This is a genomic window from Streptomyces sp. NPDC033178 (genome assembly GCF_055577685.1).
In genome coordinates this window covers 12,888-31,544 of record NZ_JBVIPT010000026.1, presented here as the reverse complement: position 1 = coordinate 31,544, position 18,657 = coordinate 12,888, and the positions used below count along the sequence as shown (strand labels likewise).

The following is an 18,657-nucleotide window of genomic DNA, read 5'->3' as shown; positions in this document are numbered from 1 at the left end:
CACTAGGGGCGGACACTCCGTGAACCATCCTGGAGCCTGCTGCAGCGCCATCTGCGGTGGGCTCCACCCTTTCTACGGTACCGGTTCCGCTGTCGGCGGCGTGGTGCCGGAGGAGGTGGGTCTTGCGAATTTTCGGTTGGTGAGCGGCCGCCCCCATACACAGTAGGGGCGGACACTCCGTGAACCATCCTGGAGCCTGCCGCAGTGACCGCTGCGGTGGGCTACACCTTTTGTACGGTACCGGCGTGGAGCGCTCGGGGCCACCAGCTGCAGAGGCTAAGGACCGCCCCGCGCGCCCCCGGTCACAACCTGTGCGCCGCCCCCGTAGGCGTAGCCCCCCGCGTGTCCAGCAGCAGCTGGGCCTTCACCGACAACCCCTGCAGGTCGTACGTGCGGTGCTGCTGGAGGAGGATCGTCAGGTCCGCGTCGGCGGCCGCCTCGTAGAGGGAGTCCACGCGGGGGACCGGGCGGTCGAGGATGCTCCAGGACGGGACGAGCGGGTCGTGGTAGCTGACGGCGGCGCCGAGTTCCATCAGGCGGGTCGCGATCTCCTTGGCGGGGGAGCCCTGTTGGTCGGCGTGGTCGGGCTTGTAGGTGATGCCGAGGAGGAGCACGCGTGCGCCGCGGGCGGACTTGCCGTGCTCGTTGAGGAGCGTGGCCGCGCGCTGGATGACGTACTGGGGCATGTGGTTGTTGACCTGCTGGGCCAGTTCGACCATGCGCAGGGAGTGGGTCCGCGGGCCCGCGAGGTCCCGGGGGACGGCGTGGCCGCCGACGCCGGGGCCGGGGCGGAAGGCCTGGAAACCGAACGGCTTGGTCTCGGCGCAGCGGATGACGTCCCACAGGTCGACGCCCAGGTCGTGGCAGAGGACCGCCATCTCGTTGACGAGGGCGATGTTGACGTGCCGGTAGTTGGTCTCCAGGAGCTGCACGGTCTCCGCTTCCCGTGGTCCACGCGCGCGTACCACCTTGTCGGTGAGACGCCCGTAGAAGGCGGCGGCCGACTCGGTGCAGGCGGGGGTGAGGCCGCCGATGACCTTCGGGGTGTTGGCGGGGGTGTGGTCGCGGTTGCCCGGGTCGACGCGGCTGGGTGAGTACGCGAGGTGGAAGTCGCGGCCCGCGCGAAGGCCGGAGCCCTCTTCGAGGAGCGGACGGAGGAATTCCTCCGTCGTGCCGGGGTAGACGGGGGATTCAAGGATCACCGTGGTGTGCGGGCGCAGGTGTGCGGCCAGGGTGCGGGCGGCGTCGGCCAGTTGATCCAGGTCGAGCGCGCCGTCCGCGCCACGCGGGGTCGGCGCGCAGATGACCGCGGTACGGACACGGCCGAGTTCGGCCGGGTTGGTGGCCGGCCGGAAGCCCGTCGAGAGCATCCGGCGAAGGTCGGCGGCGGCCAGTGGCGCGGGGTCGCCGAACTGGTAGCCGAGTGTGGGGACGCCGGCGGTGACGGCGGCCTGGGCCAGGGGCAGGCCGAGCTGGCCGAGACCGATGACGGCGAGATCTGCGGGCATGGCGGTGGGCCGTCCTTCCCAGTAACCGAAGGGGGACAAGGGTGCAAGCCCTGTGGACAGAACGGGCGAGTGCAATGTCAGACTAGGAGTAAATATGATCGATTTGCGGGATTGCTCGGCTGTGTTTCTCCGGAAGTCACCGAGAGATATCCACAGGCGGACGGCCGGTGGTGGCCGAAGGCGGGCAACGGGTTGAGAATTTGGGCATGGGGGATGTGAGCCGGGCCTCGCCGGACGGGTGAGCCCGGCGCGACAGAACAGCGGGAGGCAACTGTGCGGACAGCGACACTGGGACCGGCGGAGCGCGCCGAGTCACTCGCGGGAATGGCCGAGCACGAGCTGGATGTGCTGGTCGTGGGAGCAGGCGTGGTCGGTGCGGGCACGGCACTGGACGCCGTGACCCGCGGTCTGTCCACCGGTCTGGTCGAGGCGCGTGACTGGGCGTCGGGCACGTCGAGCCGGTCGAGCAAGCTGATCCACGGAGGTCTGCGCTATCTGGAGATGCTCGACTTCCCGCTCGTACGGGAGGCGCTGAAGGAGCGCGGGCTGTTGCTGGAGCGGCTCGCGCCGCACCTCGTGAAGCCCGTCCCGTTCCTGTATCCCCTGCAGCACAAGGGCTGGGAGAGGCTGTACGCCGGTTCGGGCGTCGCGCTCTACGACGCGATGTCGATGGCGCGCGGGCATGGGCGCGGACTGCCGATGCACCGTCACCTGTCACGCCGTCACGCGCTGCGTGTCGCCCCCGCCCTGAAGAAGGACGCCCTGGTCGGGGCACTGCAGTACTACGACGCGCAGATGGACGACGCCCGTTATGTGGCGACCCTGGTGCGCACGGCGGCGGCGTACGGAGCGAAGGTCGCCAACCGCGCGCGCGTGACCGGCTTCCTGCGCGAGGGCGAACGCGTCGTCGGCGCCAAGGTGCAGGACGTCGAAGGGGGCGGGGAGTACGAGATCCGCGCCAAGCAGGTCGTCAACGCCACCGGGGTGTGGACGGACGACACACAGGCGATGGTGGGCGAGAGGGGCCAGTTCCACGTCCGGGCGTCCAAGGGCATCCATCTGGTCGTACCGAAGGACCGGATCACCTCGACGACCGGACTGATCCTGCGTACGGAGAAGTCCGTGCTGTTCGTGATCCCCTGGGGCAGGCACTGGATCATCGGGACGACGGACACCGGCTGGGACCTCGACAAGGCCCACCCGGCTGCGTCCAGCGCGGACATCGACTATCTGCTGGAGCACGTGAACTCGGTACTGGCCGTGCCACTGACGCGTGATGACGTGGAGGGGGTGTACGCGGGGCTGAGGCCGCTGCTCGCCGGCGAGTCGGACGCCACGAGCAAGCTGTCGCGCGAGCACACCGTGGCGCACCCGGTGCCCGGGCTCGTGGTCGTGGCGGGCGGCAAGTACACGACGTACCGGGTGATGGCCAAGGACGCGGTGGACGAGGCGGTGCACGGGCTCGACCAGCGCGTCGCGGAGTGCGTCACCGAGGACATCCCGCTGATCGGCGCCGAGGGATACCGGGCGCTGTGGAACGCGCGAGCGCGGATCGCCGCGCGGACCGGGCTCCATGTGGTGCGCGTGGAACACCTGTTGAACCGGTACGGGGCACTCGCGGAGGAGCTGCTCGATCTCATCGCCGCCGACGCCTCCCTGGGCGAGCCGCTGTCCGCCGCCGAGGACTATCTGCGCGCCGAGATCGTCTACGCCGCCTCGCACGAGGGGGCACGGCATCTCGACGACGTGCTGACACGGCGGACCCGCATCTCGATCGAGACCTTCGACCGGGGTACGCGCAGTGCGCGGGAGGCCGCGGAGCTCATGGCGCCGGTGCTGGGCTGGGACAAGGACCAGATCGAGCGCGAGGTCGAGCACTACGAGAAGCGGGTGGAGGCGGAGCGGGAGTCGCAGCGGCAGCCGGACGATCTGACGGCCGACGCTGCTCGGCTGGGGGCGCCGGACATCGTGCCGTTGTAGGCGGGCACGGTGGTGGAAGGCGCGCGTGCGCCGAGGAGGCTTGGCGGTGGTGGCTTCAGAAAGGTAGAGCTGCCTGACCGTGGTGGCCGCCTGGCTGTGGCGATGGCGGCCGGGTTGTGGTGGCGGTCCGGGAGTCCGAGCGGATGGTTCCCGGGTGTCACCCGAACGAGTGTCCTGAGCTGGGATCTTTGCTCGGAACCCGGTCGTTCTACGGGGTGCGGGGGCAGAACTCGGCGGCGAGCAGGGCCGGTTCGAGGTCGGGGTCTGTGATCGCATCCGTGCCCACGCGGAAGGTGAGGACGCGATGGATGGCGTCGGCAGGGCGGATCGCGTCGGTCGGGGCGGTGTCCACGGCCGGGGCGCGGGAGTTGTCGAGGCGGTCGAGGTCGGGGTGAGGAGGGGCAGGCACACAGGAAGGGTCAGTAGCGTCCTCATGAGGTGGCATGAGGTCCTTCCTTGTCGCCGCTCATCGTGAGGGACGGGCTCGGCCGGGTGACGGGCGGGGCAGGTGAGGGGCGGCGCGGGGAAGGAATGCTTCCGCGAGGGGGCACCCGGGGCGTCGGACGGTGGTCGGGTGGGTGACAATGGAGGCTCTGTCAGGGCGGGTTGCATGAGGGGACGCATGTCGGAGGCGGAGCGCGCGGGAGCATCCCGGCAGGACGAGAGCGATCGTCTTCTCGCCGGGCGATACCGGCTGGGAGGAGTCCTCGGCCGCGGCGGCATGGGCACCGTGTGGCGGGCCAAGGACGAGACGCTGGGCCGGACGGTCGCGGTCAAGGAACTGCGGTTGCCGGCGCGGATCGACGAGGACGAGAAGCGGCGGCTGATCACGCGGACCTTCCGTGAGGCCAAGGCCATCGCGCGGATCCGGAACAACGGCGCGGTGACGGTCTTCGACGTGGTCGACGAGGACAACCGGCCGTGGATCGTGATGGAGCTCGTCGAGGGCAAGTCGCTCGCCGAGGTCATCCGCGAGGACGGGCTGCTCACGCCGAAGCGGGCGGCCGAGGTGGGGCTGGCCATCCTCGACGTGCTGCGTTCGGCCCACCGCGAGGGCATCCTGCACCGGGACGTGAAGCCGTCGAACGTGCTCATCGCCGAGGACGGCCGGGTCGTGCTCACCGACTTCGGTATCGCGCAGGTGGAGGGCGACCCGTCCATCACCTCGACCGGCATGCTCGTCGGCGCGCCCTCGTACATCTCGCCCGAGCGCGCGCGGGGGCACAAGCCCGGCCCCGCGGCCGACCTGTGGTCGCTCGGCGGGTTGCTGTACGCGTCGGTGGAAGGCGTCCCGCCGTACGACAAGGGGTCCGCCATCGCGACGCTCACCGCGGTGATGACGGAGCCGTTGGAGCAGCCGAAGAACGCCGGACCGCTGGAGAAGGCCATCTACGGGCTGCTCGTCAAGGACCCCGAGCAGCGGCTCGACGACGCCGGCGCCCGGGTGATGCTCACCGAGGTGATCCACGCGCCCGAGCCCAAGGAGGACGAGCCGGAGTCGGCGGACGCGACGAAGGTCGTGCCGTTGCCCGAGCTTCCGGTGGACGCCCCTGCCAAGAAGAAGAGTTCGGGCGGCAGGGCCGCGGGCGGGAGCAAGAAGGGCGAGGAGCCGGTGGAGCGGCTCCGCGGGGCGCTGCGTTCCGTGCGGAAGGGCAAGGGGGCCGCTGCTGCTGCGGCGGGGGCCGCCGCGGTGGTCGGAGCCGGGAAGGCCGGTGCGGAGAAGGCCGGTGCCGGGAAAGCCGGTGCCGGGAAAGCCGCGGACACCGAGGCCCCGACGACGCCGGAGGGGTCGGACGGCAAGGCCGCCAAGGCCTCGCCCTCGAACTTGAACTCGGCCTCGGCCGCTCCTGCGGCCTCCCCCTCTACCTCCGCCCCCGCTTCGCCCTCCTCTGCCGCTGCTTCTTCCTCGGGCTCGGCCTCTGAAGCTGTTTCTCGTTCTGCCTCCGCGGGTGCGGCTGGTTCGGCCGAGGGGCGTGCTTCTGCTGCCTCCGAAGTGAACTTCAGTTCGGTGGGCGGGGGTTCGGGTGGTGCCGGGGAGACGCATCCGCGGACCGTCGCGCCCAGGGCCTCGCTCACCGATGTGGTGCCCCGGCGGGCGTTGGTGATCGCCGCCGTGGTCGTCGTGCTGGCCGTGCTGGGCACGATCCTCGCCGTCACGCTCAGTGGCGGTGACGACTCCGGGGCCAAGGAGAACAAGGGCGGCGACGACAAGTCGGCGTCCAGCGGGGCGAGTGCGGGCAGCGACACCAAGCAGGACGAGAACAGCGGTACCGAAAAGGACAGCGGAGAGAAGACCGACTCCGCCGGCGGGGGCGCGAACACCGGCAGTTCGCCGAGTGCGAGCGCTTCGAGCGGGACCGGCGGTTCGAACGACGACTCCGGCAGTGGTTCGGGAGACGGCGCCGCGGAGACGTACAAGAGCGGGCAGGGATTCTCGATCGGGCTGCCCGAGGGATGGAAGTACGAGGCCACGAGTGCGGCAGGGTCCCGGTTCGCCGGTCCTGACGGGCAGAAGCTGCTGGTCGGGTGGACCACGACGCCCAAGAGCGACCCGGTGGCGGACTGGAAGAACCAAGAGCAGTTCATGCAGCGGTCGCAGTACAAGCGCATCCGAATAGAGAAGGTGGACTACCGCGGCTGGAACACGGCCGACTGGGAGTTCACCTACGTTGATGGTGGGACCCAGTACCGGTCGATAGACCGCGGGTTCGTGGTCAACGACAGCCTCGGATATGGGCTCATGTACACCGCGAAGGGCTCGAAATGGGACACCGAGCTTCGTAAAAACACGTGGCGGACGCTGACGAAGTCGTTCGAACCGAAGTCCTGAGGGGCACGAGATTCCTGAGATCTCGTATCTCCTCACTGTGGGTTGCCTCCGGCACGTATCGTGAGTGGTTGCGGACCGTACGCAGCCACATCTGCAGCCACAACGGGACGCATGGCGAACGGAATTGACCAACCGGGCGGCCGGGGGAGGCATCGTGGACGACTATGCGGGACGGGTACTCGCCGACCGTTACCGTCTGCCGCTGCCGCCGTCGGACGAGTACGAACTCGCCGAGACCCGGGCCTTCGACACGTACAGCGGGCAGGAAGTCCTGGTCCGGCAGGTGCCGTTGCCCGAGATCGTCGAGGCGGAGGTGCTCGACGCGGACGGGCTGCCCGACGGGTTCGTGGCCCGGGACGCCGGAGTGCGGCGGCCGTCCGCGCGGACCACACGGCGGCCCACCGAACCGGCGGTGCGGCGTGCGATCGAGGCCGCGCAGGCCGCGGCCCAGATCCCCGACCATCCGCGGCTCGACCAGGTCTTCGACGTGTTCGCCGAGGGCGGGTCGTTGTGGATAGTGAGTGAGATGGTGGCCGCGCGGCCACTGGCGGCGCTGCTCGCGGAGCGGCCGCTGAGTCCGTACCGGGCCGCCGAGGTGGCCTCCGACGTGCTGACCGCGCTGCGGGTGCTGCACGGCCATGGATGGGTGCACCGGAACATCACCGCGCGCACGGTGCTCGTCTGCGACGACGGGCGCGTGATGCTCACGGGGCTTGCCGCGGGGGCCGCGGAGGAGGCGCTGTGCGGGTACGACCCGGTGCCGGCCGCCGACGGTGAGGGTGACGCGGGCGGCTCCGGAACGCCGGGCGGTCCGCCAGGGCAGACAGGCCCGGTTGGTTCGGCCGGTTCGTCTGGTCCCACAGGCTCGTCCGGGCCTCATGGCCAGCTCGGTCAGCATGGTCAGCACGGGCAGTCCCAGCAGGGCGGTTCGGGTGGTGTGCCCGGTGCGCGGATTGCCGGTGGCGGTCGTGCCGCCGTCGAGGCCGTGCCCGGCGGTGGCGGAGGGCTGTCGCCCGTCTCCCGGGCACAGGCGTCGGCCGCGGGGCAGCGGGCGCTGGACGCCGGCGGTGATGTGCGGGCCGCGCGGGCCGGGGCCATCGCGGCCTACCGCGCGGGCGCGCGGGCCGCGGCCCGCGTGCAGGAGGAACAGCGGGACGGCCGGAACGCGGCGTTGCCCGCGCCGCGGTCCCAGCCCGCCGAGGGAGAGGCCGAGGTCGGACAGACCTCCGGGCTCGGAGTGGAGCACACCTCTCCGCCGGGGCAGATCGCCGATCCGTACGGGGTGGGGCGGTCCAGTTCCTGGCACGGCGCGGCGCCGCGTCATGGTGCGCCCGAACTGGGCGGGAACGGACAGAGCCAGCCTCCCGCGCTGCCCGGTCCCGGCGCCGGAAGCAGCGGCAGCGGGGGCAACGGAAGCGGCCTACCGGGCCACGGTGACGGCACCGGATTCCCCGGGAACGGCAACGGCGTGTCCCACACCGGGCACAGCAACGGCATCGCCGGCCACTTCGCCAACACCGGCGATCCCGCCTACGGCACGGATCCTGCCCACACCGCGGACCCTGCCCACAGCGCCAGCACCACCACTGAGGCCCCGACCCAGTGGAGCCGGCTGACCGCCGACTCCGCGCCCGCCGCCCATCGGGGCCCCGCCACCGCGCTGGCGGCCGAGCGGGCGCGGCAGGCGCGGATGGCTGTCGTCGGACCGGTCACCGAGCGCTGGGCGCCCGAGCAGGCCGGGCCCGTGCACGAGAACTGGCAGTTGGCGGCGCCGATCGGGCCCGCGACCGACCTGTGGGCGTTGGGGGCGCTGCTCTTCCGGGCCGTTCAGGGGCACGCGCCCTACCCCGAGGAGAACACTGCCGAGCTGGTGCAGCTGGTGTGCGCCGAGCCGCCCGCGTTCGCCGAGGAGTGCGGGCCGCTCCGGCCGGTCGTGGAGTCGTTGCTCCGCCAGGACCCCACCGAGCGGCTGGACTTCGAGGAGCTGCGCGGCTGGCTGCGTTCGCTGGTGCGGTCGGCGCCCGAGCCGGAGGCGGGGACGTACGTCGTGGCCGCGCCGCCCGTGGATCCCAAGCGGCTGCCCGTCGTGCGCCGCCGGGGCGAGCTCGTCCGAAGGCGCCGCGCCGGGCTGCCCGACACCAGCCCGCACGGCCGCCACAAGCGGTCCAAGCGGGGCAGGGAGGCCAAGCCCCGTCGGCTCGGCCGCACGCTGCTTCTGCTGATACTGCTGGCCATGGCGGCGGCCGTCGCGTATGCCGTGGCCTTCATGCCCAAGTCCGACAACGCCGGTGAGCGGACCGGTTCCGCGGGGGACCTCGTCAGTCCGACCCCGGGGCACTCGGCCGACACGGACACCGGCACGGACGGGAACGCGGGCACGGATCCGCAGGACGAGAAGTCGCCGAGCAAGGAGAACAGCCCGACGCAGTCGTCCAGTTCCAGCACCCGGACCACCGGACCCGAGGTCGCACAGGGCTTCACCCTGCGCAAGGACTCCGAGGGCTTCCGCGTCGCGGTCGCCAACGGCTGGGACCGTACGGGGAAGAACGGCCGCGGCCAGATCGTCTACTCCCAGGGCGACTTCGAGCTGCTGGTCGTGCCCGGCCGCGACACGACCAGTGAGTACGGCACCGATCCGATGACGTACCAGCGTGAGGACGAGCGCGAGCTGCAGCCGTTCCGCGACTCGACGTGGGCCACGTCCAGCGGGATGCGGCGCATCGAGGTGGGCGGACGGACCATGGCCGAGGGGCAGTTCACCTGGCAGGACGCCCAGGGGCGCGAGGTCTTCGTACGCAATCTCGCGATCATCGTCGACGGGCGGTACCACGTGGTGCAGGTGCTCGGTCCGGAGGCCGAGCGGGACGAGGTGACGCGGCTCTACGAGCAGGCGGCGGCGACCTATCAGGCCACTGGCTGAGACCTGTCAGGCCACTGGCCGACGTCCGGCTGACATCCGATTGCCCGGTGTCAACCGCCCGTTAACGTCCGGGCAAACCGTCACAGTGCTGTCTCCGTAGGGCCCCGCCGGTTCCCTGGGCCGGGGCCGGTCCTTAGTCTGACCCTGTCAAGAGCATTGCGGGGAAACGTGAATCAGATGCAGGGCCTGCTGCTGTCGGGGCGCTACCGGCTCGTCGACTCCATCGGCAGTGGCGGCATGGGTCGGGTGTGGCGCGCGCACGACGAGGTGCTGCACCGGGCCGTCGCCATCAAGGAGTTGACGGCCGCGCTCTATGTGGCGGACAACGACCGGCCCGTACTCCTCGCCCGGACCCGGGCCGAGGCGCGCGCGGCCGCGCGGATCAACCACTCGGCCGTCGTCACCGTGCACGACGTGCTGGAGCACGACGGCCGCCCGTGGATCGTGATGGAGCTGGTCGAGGGCCACTCGCTCGCCGACGCGGTCAAGGAGTCCGGGCGCGTCGAGCCCCGGGAGGCGGCTCGGGTCGGGCTGTGGGTGCTGCGCGCGCTGCGGGCCGCGCATGCCGCGGGCGTACTGCACCGCGACGTCAAGCCGGGCAACGTACTGATCTCCAACGACCGGCGCGTCCTGCTCACCGACTTCGGGATCGCGCAGGTCGAGGGCGACACGACGATCACACGCACCGGGGAGATCGTCGGCTCGGTCGACTATCTGGCGCCTGAGCGTGTACGCGGCCACGACCCGGGTCCCTCCTCCGATCTGTGGGCGCTCGGCGCGACGCTCTACACGGCGGTCGAGGGGAGGTCTCCGTTCCGGCGGACGACCCCGCTGACCACCATGCAGGCCGTGGTCGGCGAGGAGCCCGAGGAGTTGACGCACGCCGGCCCGCTCGCGCCGGTCATCGCCGCGCTGCTGCGCAAGGATCCCGCCGAGCGGCCCGGGCCGGAGGAGGCCGAGCAGATGCTCGCCGAGGCCGCGGAGGGGCGCGCACCGAGTTCGGCGCAGGCCTATGTGCCGACGGAACATGTGGCCGCCTCGCACGAGTCTGGTGAGACCCCTCAGTCTCCCGAGTCACCTGTGCCCCAGGGGACTTACGGCCCGGCCCACGCCGCCTACGGGCCTCAGGGTGTCCCGGGGGCGCAGGGCACGTACGGCCCTCAGGGTGCTCACGGGACCCAGGGCGGACCCGGCACCCCCGGCGGCCATCACACCTACGGCGGCCACGACACCTACGGCGGCCACGACACCTACGACAGCCACGGCCGTCCCACGCACGACCCGGCCGTCGCCACCATGAACCAGCCGGCGGTCGCCGGGACGCAGCGCCGCAAGGTCAGCACGCTCGTCCTCGTCGTCATTCTGGCCGCGCTCGTGGGCGGCGGAGGCGTGGCGGCGTTGCTGTACGCGGACGGGTGGGGCAGCGACAGCAACTCGACGTCCTCATCCGGCTCGTCCTCGCCCGACCCGTCCTCCTCCACCCCGTCGTCCTCGGCGGGTGCGACGGACGACGGGAAGGGGAACCAGACCCCCGACACCGGCGCTGGTACCGGCGGTGTGCCGGACGGCTGGGAGCGCGTCAACGACCCCCAGGGCTTCAGCCTTGCGCTGCCCAAGGGCTGGAAGCGCCAGGTCGAGAACACCCAGGTCGACTACACGCCCGACAACGGCGAGCACTTCGTCCGCATCGCCGTCGACGACGCCCCGGACTTCGACACCCCGTACACGCATCTGCTCGACCTGGAGGAGCAGTTGGGGCGGCTGCAGGACTACCGGCGGGTCGGTCTGGAGGAGAACACCTTCCGCGACCGCCCGGGCGCGCTCTGGGACTTCACCTGGACCGCGCTGCCGAAGGACACGGAGTTCCCCGGCCCGCGCCGGGCCATCGAGCAGGCGTATCTCAGCCGTGACGGCGTCGAGTACGTGATCTACATGTCCTCGCCGGCGGCGGACTGGGACACCGCGAAGGAACGGTTCGACACGATCCTGCGCAGCTGGCGGCCCCCGGGCGCCCAGTGACCCCGAACACCCCGTAGGTACGGCCGGCCCGACACGCGACCGCGTACGTCGCTTGTCGGCCACCCGCGCCGGGGCATCCCGGAAGGCCTCCGTCCGGTGCGGCATGATGGGGCGCATGGTGACCGAGGGGGACAACGTCCGTGTCATCGCGGGCCGTTACCGGCTGGAGGCCAGACTCGGCCGGGGCGGTATGGGCGTCGTATGGCGGGCCACGGACCTGTTGCTCGGCAGGCAGGTCGCGGTCAAGGAACTCGTCCTCGACACCTCGCTCTCGGCGGAGGAGTCCCGGCTGCAACGCGAACGGACCCTGCGTGAGGCGCGTGCGGTCGCCCAGTTGCGGGACCCGCACATCATCGTCGTGCACGACGTCGTCGAGCAGGACGAACGCCCCTGCATCGTCATGGAGTTGATCGAGGGCGGCTCGCTCGCCGAGCGGATCTCCCGGAGCGGGCCCGTGGACGCGGCCGAGGCGGCCCGGATGGGGATCGACCTGCTCGGCGCGCTGCGCAAGGCGCACGGCGCGGGTGTACTGCACCGGGACCTGAAGCCCGCGAACGTACTCCTCACCGGGGAGGGCCGTGTCGTCCTCACCGACTTCGGGATCGCCCAGGTCGCGGGGTCGACGACACTCACCGAGAGCGGGTCGTTCGTGGGCTCGCCCGAGTACACCGCGCCCGAGCGGATGTCCGGCGTCAGGACCGGGCCCGAGTCCGACCTGTGGTCGCTCGGCGCGCTGCTCTGCACGGCCCTGAGCGGCGAATCGCCCTTCCACCGCGACTCGTTGGGCGGAATCCTGCACGCGGTGGTGGTCGACGAGATACGCCCGCCCGCGGCCGCCGCGCCCCTGCTTCCCGTCGTACGGGGACTCCTGGAGCGCGACCCCGAGCGCAGGCTCGACGCGGTGGAGGCGGAGCGGCTGCTGCGGGCGTTCCTCGACACGGGCCGTATGCCGCAGGTGTCGCCCGGCTACAGACCGACCCGGCGGGACGCGCCGAGGCCGCCGCAGCCACTGCGTGCGTCGTCGCCCGTGTCCAACTCGCCCGTGACCTCGCCGATGAGGCCCGCCGCCTCCTCGCGCTCCGCCACGCGGAACGTGTTGATCGCCGTCGCGCTCGTCGCCGCGATGGCCGTGGCGGGTGTGTCGGCGGCCGCGCTGCTGATGGACGGCGGGGGCAACGGGCCTTTGTCGCCGACGAGTTCCGTGCCCTCGTCACGGGCGACGGTCACTGCTACGACCACCGCGACAACCACGTCGACGACCGGCCCGACGGCGAGCGCGCCCACGAGCCCGGCCACCCCGAGCCCAGCGCCCCCGAGTACTGCGCCCACCGCCACGGCGACCCGCCCAGGATCCGGCGGAGCCGCCCCCTCGGGCACGTGAGTCGCGCGGCCGCGTAAAAGGAACATAAGCGACGCCGTGCGTCACGGGTCTGTGACTGGAAGGCGCCCAGGGTGGCTCCCGAAGCGCTTGCCGCGATAGGGATGGACCCATGAGCAACAACGGGGGAGCCCCTTACGGACCCGAGGAACCAACGAGTTTCGGCCTGCAACCGCCGCGGCCACCGGTCGCCGTGCCGCACCCCGGGAACCCGTACGCCGCGCCCACCCAGGTCGTGCCCGACCAGCAGGCGCCGCAGGAGCCGGGCACCGGTCGGCTGATCGCCGGCCGCTACCGGCTGCTCGGCAAACTCGGTCACGGCGGTATGGGCACGGTGTGGCGGGCGAAGGACGAGACGGTGGACCGGGAGGTCGCCGTCAAGGAGCCGCGCGTACCGGATCACCTTCCCGAACGCGAACGGGCCAACGTCTTCGAGCGGATGCGCCGCGAGGCGCGCGCCGCGGCCCGGCTCGACCACCCGGCCGTCGTGAACGTCCACGATGTCGCGGTCGTGGACGGCCAGCCGTGGATCGTCATGGAACTCGTACGGGGACGTTCGCTCGGTGACGCTCTTCAGGAGGGCACGATCGGGGCGCGCGAGGCGGCGAGAATCGGCCTTGAGGTGCTCGGCGCGCTGGAATCCGCGCACGCTGCGGGCATCCTGCACCGCGACGTCAAGCCCGACAACGTCATGCTCGGCACGGGCGACCGGGTCGTCCTCACCGACTTCGGCATCGCCCAGATCGAGGGCGAGACGAACCTGACCGACACCGGGGGCTTCGTCGGCTCGCCCGAATTCATCGCGCCGGAGCGGGTGTTGGGGCAGCGCCCGGGTCCGGCCTCCGACCTCTGGTCCCTCGGCGTGGTCCTGTACGCGGCCACGGAAGGCGTGTCGCCGTTCCGCCGCAACAACACGCCCGCGACACTCCAGTCCGTCCTCAACGCCACGCCGGCCGCGCCCAACGCGGCCACGGGACCGCTGGCCGACGCCATCAACAGCCTCCTCGACAAGGACCCGGCCCGCCGCCCGGACGCCGCGCGGGTGCGCGCGCTCCTGGAGCAGGCCGCGCGTCCGCCAGAGCCCGCGCCCACGCAGGTCGTACGGATGGCGGAGCCCGGCGGCAGGTCGATCCGGGTCGGCCGCAAGGGGTGGATCGGGATCGGTGCCGTGGTCGTCGCGGCGGCGCTGGCGGCGTACCTGGTGGTCGCGGACCCGTTCGCGGGGCCCCTGCCCGACAACTGGGAGAAGAAGGACCTGAAGGCACTGGGCGCGACGGTGGCGGTACCGGAGGGCTACGAGAAGACCGTGCCCAAGCCCGACGCCGCCAAGGACGAACACTGGGTCCAGTTCACCGACTCGAGCGGCAGCCTCTGGATCAGCCTCACCCTGGCCAAGAAGATCGAGGACACCAGCGGTGAGATCGCCGGGTCGGCGGCGGCCGAGATGTACGACGACGACGCGAGCTACAGGCAGAGCGGCAGCTACGGCATGGACATGGACTCCGAGCCCGCTCCCAAGAGCAAGCCCGAGTCGACGACGTACAAGGAGCGGAAGGCGGCCCTCAACACCATCACCTACCGGACCACGGACACCGAGTCCCCGCGTCCGCGTGAGATGCAGGTCCTCTACTACAAGACCAAGTCCGGCGACATGTACAAGCTCATGATCGGCTACCCGGGCAAGGGTGACTTCACCGAGCGCGGGCGCGAGGTCGCCAAGACGGCGATCGTGAACCTGGACATCGACACGCTCTGAGCCCGCCGCGTGGACGGGACGCTCAAGCTCCCACGGCGGTTCGTGCAAGCTCCCACTGTGGGTTCGCGACGGCTCACGGCCCGGTGTCGTGCGGGAACGCGCGTGGTAGCGTCGGTATACAAACTGTATGCGATGTCTGGGGGTTGCCGTGGCGTCCGGTCGGGAGAAGGCCTACGCGTATCTCAAGGACACGGTGCTGACGGACCCCGAGATGCAGGGGGCCTTCGTGTCGGAGCAGGAGCTCGCCGATCGTATCGGTGTCTCCCGCACCCCCATCCGGGAGGCGCTGCTGCTGCTCGCCGCGGAGGACCTGGTCGAGCTCGTGCCCAAGCGCGGTGCCCGGGTGGCGCCTCTGACGGGGCGGGAGGTGCGCGAGCTGATGGAGCTGCGCGGCCTCGTCGAGCGGTACGCGGCCGAGCGGCTCGTCGCGGCCGGGCGGGTGCCCCTGGAGGAGCTGCGCGCCCTGCTGGAACAGCAGCGCGCGCTCACCGGCGCCGAGGAGACCCGGGAGTTCATCGCCGTGGACCACCGGTTCCACGCGTCCCTGGTCGCGGCCGTCGGCAACACCCTGCTGGACCGGCACTACGACGGTCTGCGCAGCCGCCAGGTCCGCGCCGGGGTCGTCGCCGTCTTCAACCAGCAGGGACGGCAGAAGGCGGTGCTCGACGAGCACGAGGCCATCGTGGACGCCCTCGCCGCCGGTGACGCGCGGGCCGCGTGCGCGGCCATCGACCACCACCTGGAGTCGACCCTCAAGGTGCTCCTCGACGGCTGAGACGCCTGAAAGCGCCCCCCGGGATCAGGGGTACGTGATCACGAGCATCGTCACCCCGTCCGGCGAGGTCCAGGGCCCGTGCGGCATGCCCGGGGGACGGCAGGCGTACATGCCCGCGGTGAAGGTGCGCTCCAGCGTCAGGTCGTACATCGCTCCCTCGACGAGATAGACCTCCTCCCACACGTCGTGCCGGGATACGCCCGCGGCCGAGGTGTCGGTGCCCGGCGCCCATCGGACGAGCGCGGTGCGCCGGCCGCTCTCGGGGTCCTCGGCCAGCAGGCACTCCTCGACGCCGGGTCCGGCGCCCGCCGGGGGGCGCCAGGGCCCGTCGGGCCGGTGGAACTCCAGCTCGGGCCCGCTCATCGCCACACCTCCGGCCGCCGGTTCGCCAGTACGGACGTCTTCTCGCGGACCGCGCCGACCTCCTCGACGTCCAGATCCGTCACCAGCAGCTCCGGCTCGGCGCCGAGGGAAGCCCGTACGGTCCCGTCGGGGCCGACCACCAGGCTGTGCCCGATGCCGGTCGGGGCGGGGCCCGGAGGGGTGCCGGGATCGGCCTGGCCGACGGCGGCGACCCAGACGGTGGCGTCCAGGGCGCGGGCCCGCACCAGCAGCTCCCACTGGTCGAGCTTGCCGGGGCCGGCTCCCCAGGAGGCCGCAAGGAGGGTGCCCACCGCCCCGGCGTCGGCGTGCGCCCGGAACAGCTCGGGGAAGCGGACGTCGTAGCAGGTGGCCAGGCCCAGCCGGACGCCGTCCACGTCGATCACGGCGGGGCGGGAGCCCGGGGCGACGGTCTCGGACTCGCGGAAGCCGAAGGCGTCGTACAGATGGATCTTGTCGTACGACTCCTCGACGCCGGGGCCGGTGGCCAGCAGGGTGTTGGCCACCCGTCCCTCGTCGGCCGGGGTGAACATGCCGGCCACGACGACCGTGCCGGTCGCCCGGGCGATCTCGCGGACCCCGTCGGCCCACGGCCCGTCGAGGGGCTGGGCGAGCGGGGCCAGCGGCGTGCCGAAGCAGGCCATCGTCGCTTCCGGGAGGACGACCACGCGGGCTCCGGCGTCCGCGGCGCGACGCGTCCATTCCTCGACGAGGCGCAGGTTCTTGTCGGGGTCGGGGCCGGTGGTGAGCTGGCCGATGGCGATCCGCACTGCGGGGCCTCCTTGTCCGGGGCGAGTCTGGGCGGGGTTGGGTGGCTGTTGTCAGCGGGGCAGGGGTACGTCCGCCGCGGCCCGGGTCTTCGGCGCGGCGAGCTCCGCGTCCTCGTCGACGGCGGCCTCGGGGTTGCGGCCCAGGAGGACGCCCACCACCGAGATCGCGCAGGCGAGGGCGATGTAGACGGCCAGCGGTACCCAGCTGTCGTAGGCGCTCAGCAGGGTGGTGAACAGCAGCGGGGCGATGGCGCCGCCGATGATCCCGGCCAGGGTGTAGGCCAACGAGGAGCCCGTGTAGCGCAGCCGGGGTGAGAACTGCTCGGCGATGAAGGCTGCCTGCGGTCCGTAGAGACAGCAGTGGATCACCAGGGCGACGAGGACCCCGGCGGCGAGCGGCAGCCAGGAACCGCCGGCGGCCATCGGGAAGAACACGAACGGCCACACCGCGGCGGCCACCGCGGCGACGCCGTACAGCAGGCGCCGGTTGACGCGGTCGGAGAGCGCGCCGGCCAGCGGCATCAGGAAGACCTGGACCGAGGAGCCGATGAGGACGGCCGCGAGGGCGGAGCCGCGCGACATGTCGAGTTCCTGGGTGGCGTAGGTCAGCACGAAGACGGTGAACATGGCGTACAGCACGTCGGGGCCGACCCGGCACAGGATCGCGGCGGTCAGGGCGCGGGGCTGGGTGGTGAAGACCTCGCGGATGGGGGCCTCGGGCCGGGACTGCTCGGCCTCCATCGCCTTGAAGACCGGGGTCTCCTCCAGCTTGGCCCGGATCCACAGTCCGAAGGCGACCAGCACGCCGGACAGCAGGAAGGCCACACGCCAGCCCCACGACTCGAACTGCGCCTCGGTCAGCAGGGCGCCGAGGGCGGCGAGCACACCGTTGGCGAGCAGGTTGCCCGCGGGCGGGCCCACCTGGGCGGCGGAGGCGTAGAAGCCCCGGCGGCGCGGGTCGCCGAACTCGCTGGACAGCAGTACGGCGCCGCCCCACTCGCCGCCGACGCCGACGCCTTGGGCGAAGCGCAGCACGACCAGGGCGATCGGCGCGGCCACGCCGATCGTTCCGTAGGCGGGCAGCAGACCGATCAGGAAGGTCGCCACGCCGATCAGGACAAGCGTGGCGATCAGCACCTTCTTGCGGCCGATCACATCGCCGAGGCGGCCGAAGACGAATCCGCCGAGGGGACGGGAGACGTAGCCGACCGCGTAGGTGGAGAACGCCAGGAGCGTGCCGGTGAGCGGGTCCTCCGACGGGAAGAACAGATCACCGAAGACCAGGGCGGCCGCGGCGGAGTAGACGGCGAAGTCGTACCACTCCAGGGCCGTGCCGGTGAGGCTGGCGACGAAGGCGCGGCGGACGCCGGAGCGCTTCTCCGCGGCCCCGGCGTCGCTCTTCGGGGTGTCGTGCATGGTGCCCATCCTTGCTCGGGGACATCGACCTTCCGGCATACTTCTTGTATACAGGTCGTATGCGCAAGCCCTGCGCCGGAAGTTAACCGTGGAGAAATCAGGATCGGCGGGACCCGTTCCCCGATCCCGTTCGCCGATCCCGATTCCTGTTCCCCGATCCCTGGGAGTGCCCTCATGGCCCTGCTGACCTTCGAACTGCCCGACGGATCGACGCGCGAGGTCGATGTCGTCCAGGTACTCAACGCCGGGTACGCCGGGCGCAGCCAGGACGACGTCGCCGCGCACGTCGCGGAGCTCGCCGAGCTGGGCGTGCCGGGTCCGTCCGTGACCCCGGCGCTCTATCCCGTCTCCCCGTACCTCGCCCAGCAGACCGAGCGCGTCGCGGTCCAGCACGGCCGCACCTCCGGCGAGGCGGAGTGGGCGCTGGTCGTCGCTCAGGGCGGGGAACTGCTGCTGACCGCCGCCTGCGACCACACCGACCGCGACCTGGAGGTGCACGGGGTGGCGTGGAGCAAGAACGCCGGCCCCGACGTCCTCGCCCGCCGCGCCTGGCGGCTGGCCGACGTGGAGTCCCGCATCGACGAGCTCACCCTGCGCGCCTGGGTCAGCCACGACGGCACCGAGACCGAGATCCAGGCCGGGACGCTCGCCGAACTCCTCACCCCTGGCTACTGGGTCGACGTCCTGCGGTCCCGCGGCGAGCTGACGCCCGGGACGGTTCTGATCTCCGGCACCATCCCGATGGCTCCCGGCGTCGACCAGTTCGCCGACGGCTGGCGCGTCGAGCTGGCCGACCCGGCGGGCGGCGACACCATCGGCCTCGCCTACGACGTCCGTCCCATGCCGCAGCCCATCGGCTGACACGCCCGGGCCTGCTGTGCGACTGATTCGCCGACGCGGTCCCGTGAAGCGGCCGGCCGCGGT

12 protein-coding genes and 1 pseudogene are annotated in these 18,657 nt (G+C 71.7%); 8 read left to right on the top strand and 5 right to left on the bottom strand.

From position 1 onward, the window contains the following. Window positions 1-302 precede the first annotated feature (302 nt). Window positions 303-1,508, bottom strand: a complete 1,206-nt coding sequence (locus ACZ5VQ_RS43565) for a nucleotide sugar dehydrogenase (RefSeq protein ID WP_469109851.1) — start codon at window positions 1,506-1,508, stop codon at window positions 303-305. A gap of 273 nt (window positions 1,509-1,781) precedes the next feature. Between ACZ5VQ_RS43565 and ACZ5VQ_RS43560 the strand changes: the two genes are divergently transcribed. Then, complete coding sequence (locus ACZ5VQ_RS43560) at window positions 1,782-3,488, top strand: glycerol-3-phosphate dehydrogenase/oxidase (protein WP_469109850.1); 1,707 nt, start codon at window positions 1,782-1,784, stop codon at window positions 3,486-3,488. A gap of 208 nt (window positions 3,489-3,696) precedes the next feature. Here the strand turns inward: ACZ5VQ_RS43560 and ACZ5VQ_RS43555 are convergent, their stop codons facing one another. Continuing rightward, the gene (locus tag ACZ5VQ_RS43555; protein WP_469109908.1) at window positions 3,697-3,897 is read right to left on the bottom strand and encodes a hypothetical protein; all 201 of its coding nucleotides are present in this window, start codon (window positions 3,895-3,897) and stop codon (window positions 3,697-3,699) included. A gap of 213 nt (window positions 3,898-4,110) precedes the next feature. Between ACZ5VQ_RS43555 and ACZ5VQ_RS43550 the strand changes: the two genes are divergently transcribed. The 6 genes and pseudogenes from ACZ5VQ_RS43550 to ACZ5VQ_RS43525 all read left to right on the top strand — a co-directional run bounded on the left by ACZ5VQ_RS43550 (window position 4,111) and on the right by ACZ5VQ_RS43525 (window position 15,166). Then, window positions 4,111-6,318, top strand: coding sequence for a serine/threonine-protein kinase (locus ACZ5VQ_RS43550; RefSeq protein WP_469109849.1), 2,208 nt, complete (start codon window positions 4,111-4,113; stop codon window positions 6,316-6,318). A 154-nt stretch (window positions 6,319-6,472) separates the two neighbouring features. After that, window positions 6,473-9,238 carry a protein kinase gene (locus tag ACZ5VQ_RS43545; RefSeq protein WP_469109848.1) on the top strand — a complete coding sequence of 922 codons (2,766 nt, stop codon included), beginning with the start codon at window positions 6,473-6,475 and terminating at the stop codon, window positions 9,236-9,238. A gap of 177 nt (window positions 9,239-9,415) precedes the next feature. Then, a complete protein-coding gene (locus ACZ5VQ_RS43540; RefSeq protein WP_469109900.1) occupies window positions 9,416-11,257 on the top strand; it encodes a protein kinase domain-containing protein in 1,842 nt (613 codons plus the stop codon). A 115-nt stretch (window positions 11,258-11,372) separates the two neighbouring features. Further along, window positions 11,373-12,632: pseudogene (locus ACZ5VQ_RS43535) on the top strand (serine/threonine-protein kinase); the annotation flags it as partial. A 115-nt stretch (window positions 12,633-12,747) separates the two neighbouring features. Beyond that, a complete protein-coding gene (locus ACZ5VQ_RS43530; protein ID WP_469109847.1) occupies window positions 12,748-14,391 on the top strand; it encodes a serine/threonine-protein kinase in 1,644 nt (547 codons plus the stop codon). Between the two features lie 148 nt (window positions 14,392-14,539). Then, entirely contained in the window at window positions 14,540-15,166 is a 627-nt protein-coding gene (locus ACZ5VQ_RS43525) for a GntR family transcriptional regulator (protein ID WP_200401582.1), read from the top strand. A 24-nt stretch (window positions 15,167-15,190) separates the two neighbouring features. Here ACZ5VQ_RS43525 and ACZ5VQ_RS43520 read toward each other — a convergent pair whose 3' ends face one another. From ACZ5VQ_RS43520 to ACZ5VQ_RS43510, 3 genes are read right to left on the bottom strand one after another with little or no spacing between them, the layout of a single operon-like run. Beyond that, the gene (locus ACZ5VQ_RS43520) at window positions 15,191-15,529 is read right to left on the bottom strand and encodes a cupin domain-containing protein (RefSeq protein WP_469109846.1); all 339 of its coding nucleotides are present in this window, start codon (window positions 15,527-15,529) and stop codon (window positions 15,191-15,193) included. Beyond that, the gene (locus ACZ5VQ_RS43515) at window positions 15,526-16,317 is read right to left on the bottom strand and encodes a carbon-nitrogen hydrolase family protein (protein ID WP_469109845.1); all 792 of its coding nucleotides are present in this window, start codon (window positions 16,315-16,317) and stop codon (window positions 15,526-15,528) included. Before ACZ5VQ_RS43515 ends, ACZ5VQ_RS43520 begins: the two co-directional genes overlap by 4 nt. A gap of 51 nt (window positions 16,318-16,368) precedes the next feature. Then, on the bottom strand, window positions 16,369-17,733 hold the full coding sequence (locus ACZ5VQ_RS43510) for an MFS transporter (RefSeq protein ID WP_469109844.1): 1,365 nt from the start codon (window positions 17,731-17,733) through the stop codon (window positions 16,369-16,371). 174 nt (window positions 17,734-17,907) lie between these two features. Here ACZ5VQ_RS43510 and ACZ5VQ_RS43505 point away from each other — a divergent pair, with 174 nt between their 5' ends. Beyond that, window positions 17,908-18,594 carry a DUF2848 domain-containing protein gene (locus ACZ5VQ_RS43505; protein ID WP_469109843.1) on the top strand — a complete coding sequence of 229 codons (687 nt, stop codon included), beginning with the start codon at window positions 17,908-17,910 and terminating at the stop codon, window positions 18,592-18,594. Window positions 18,595-18,657 lie beyond the last annotated feature (63 nt).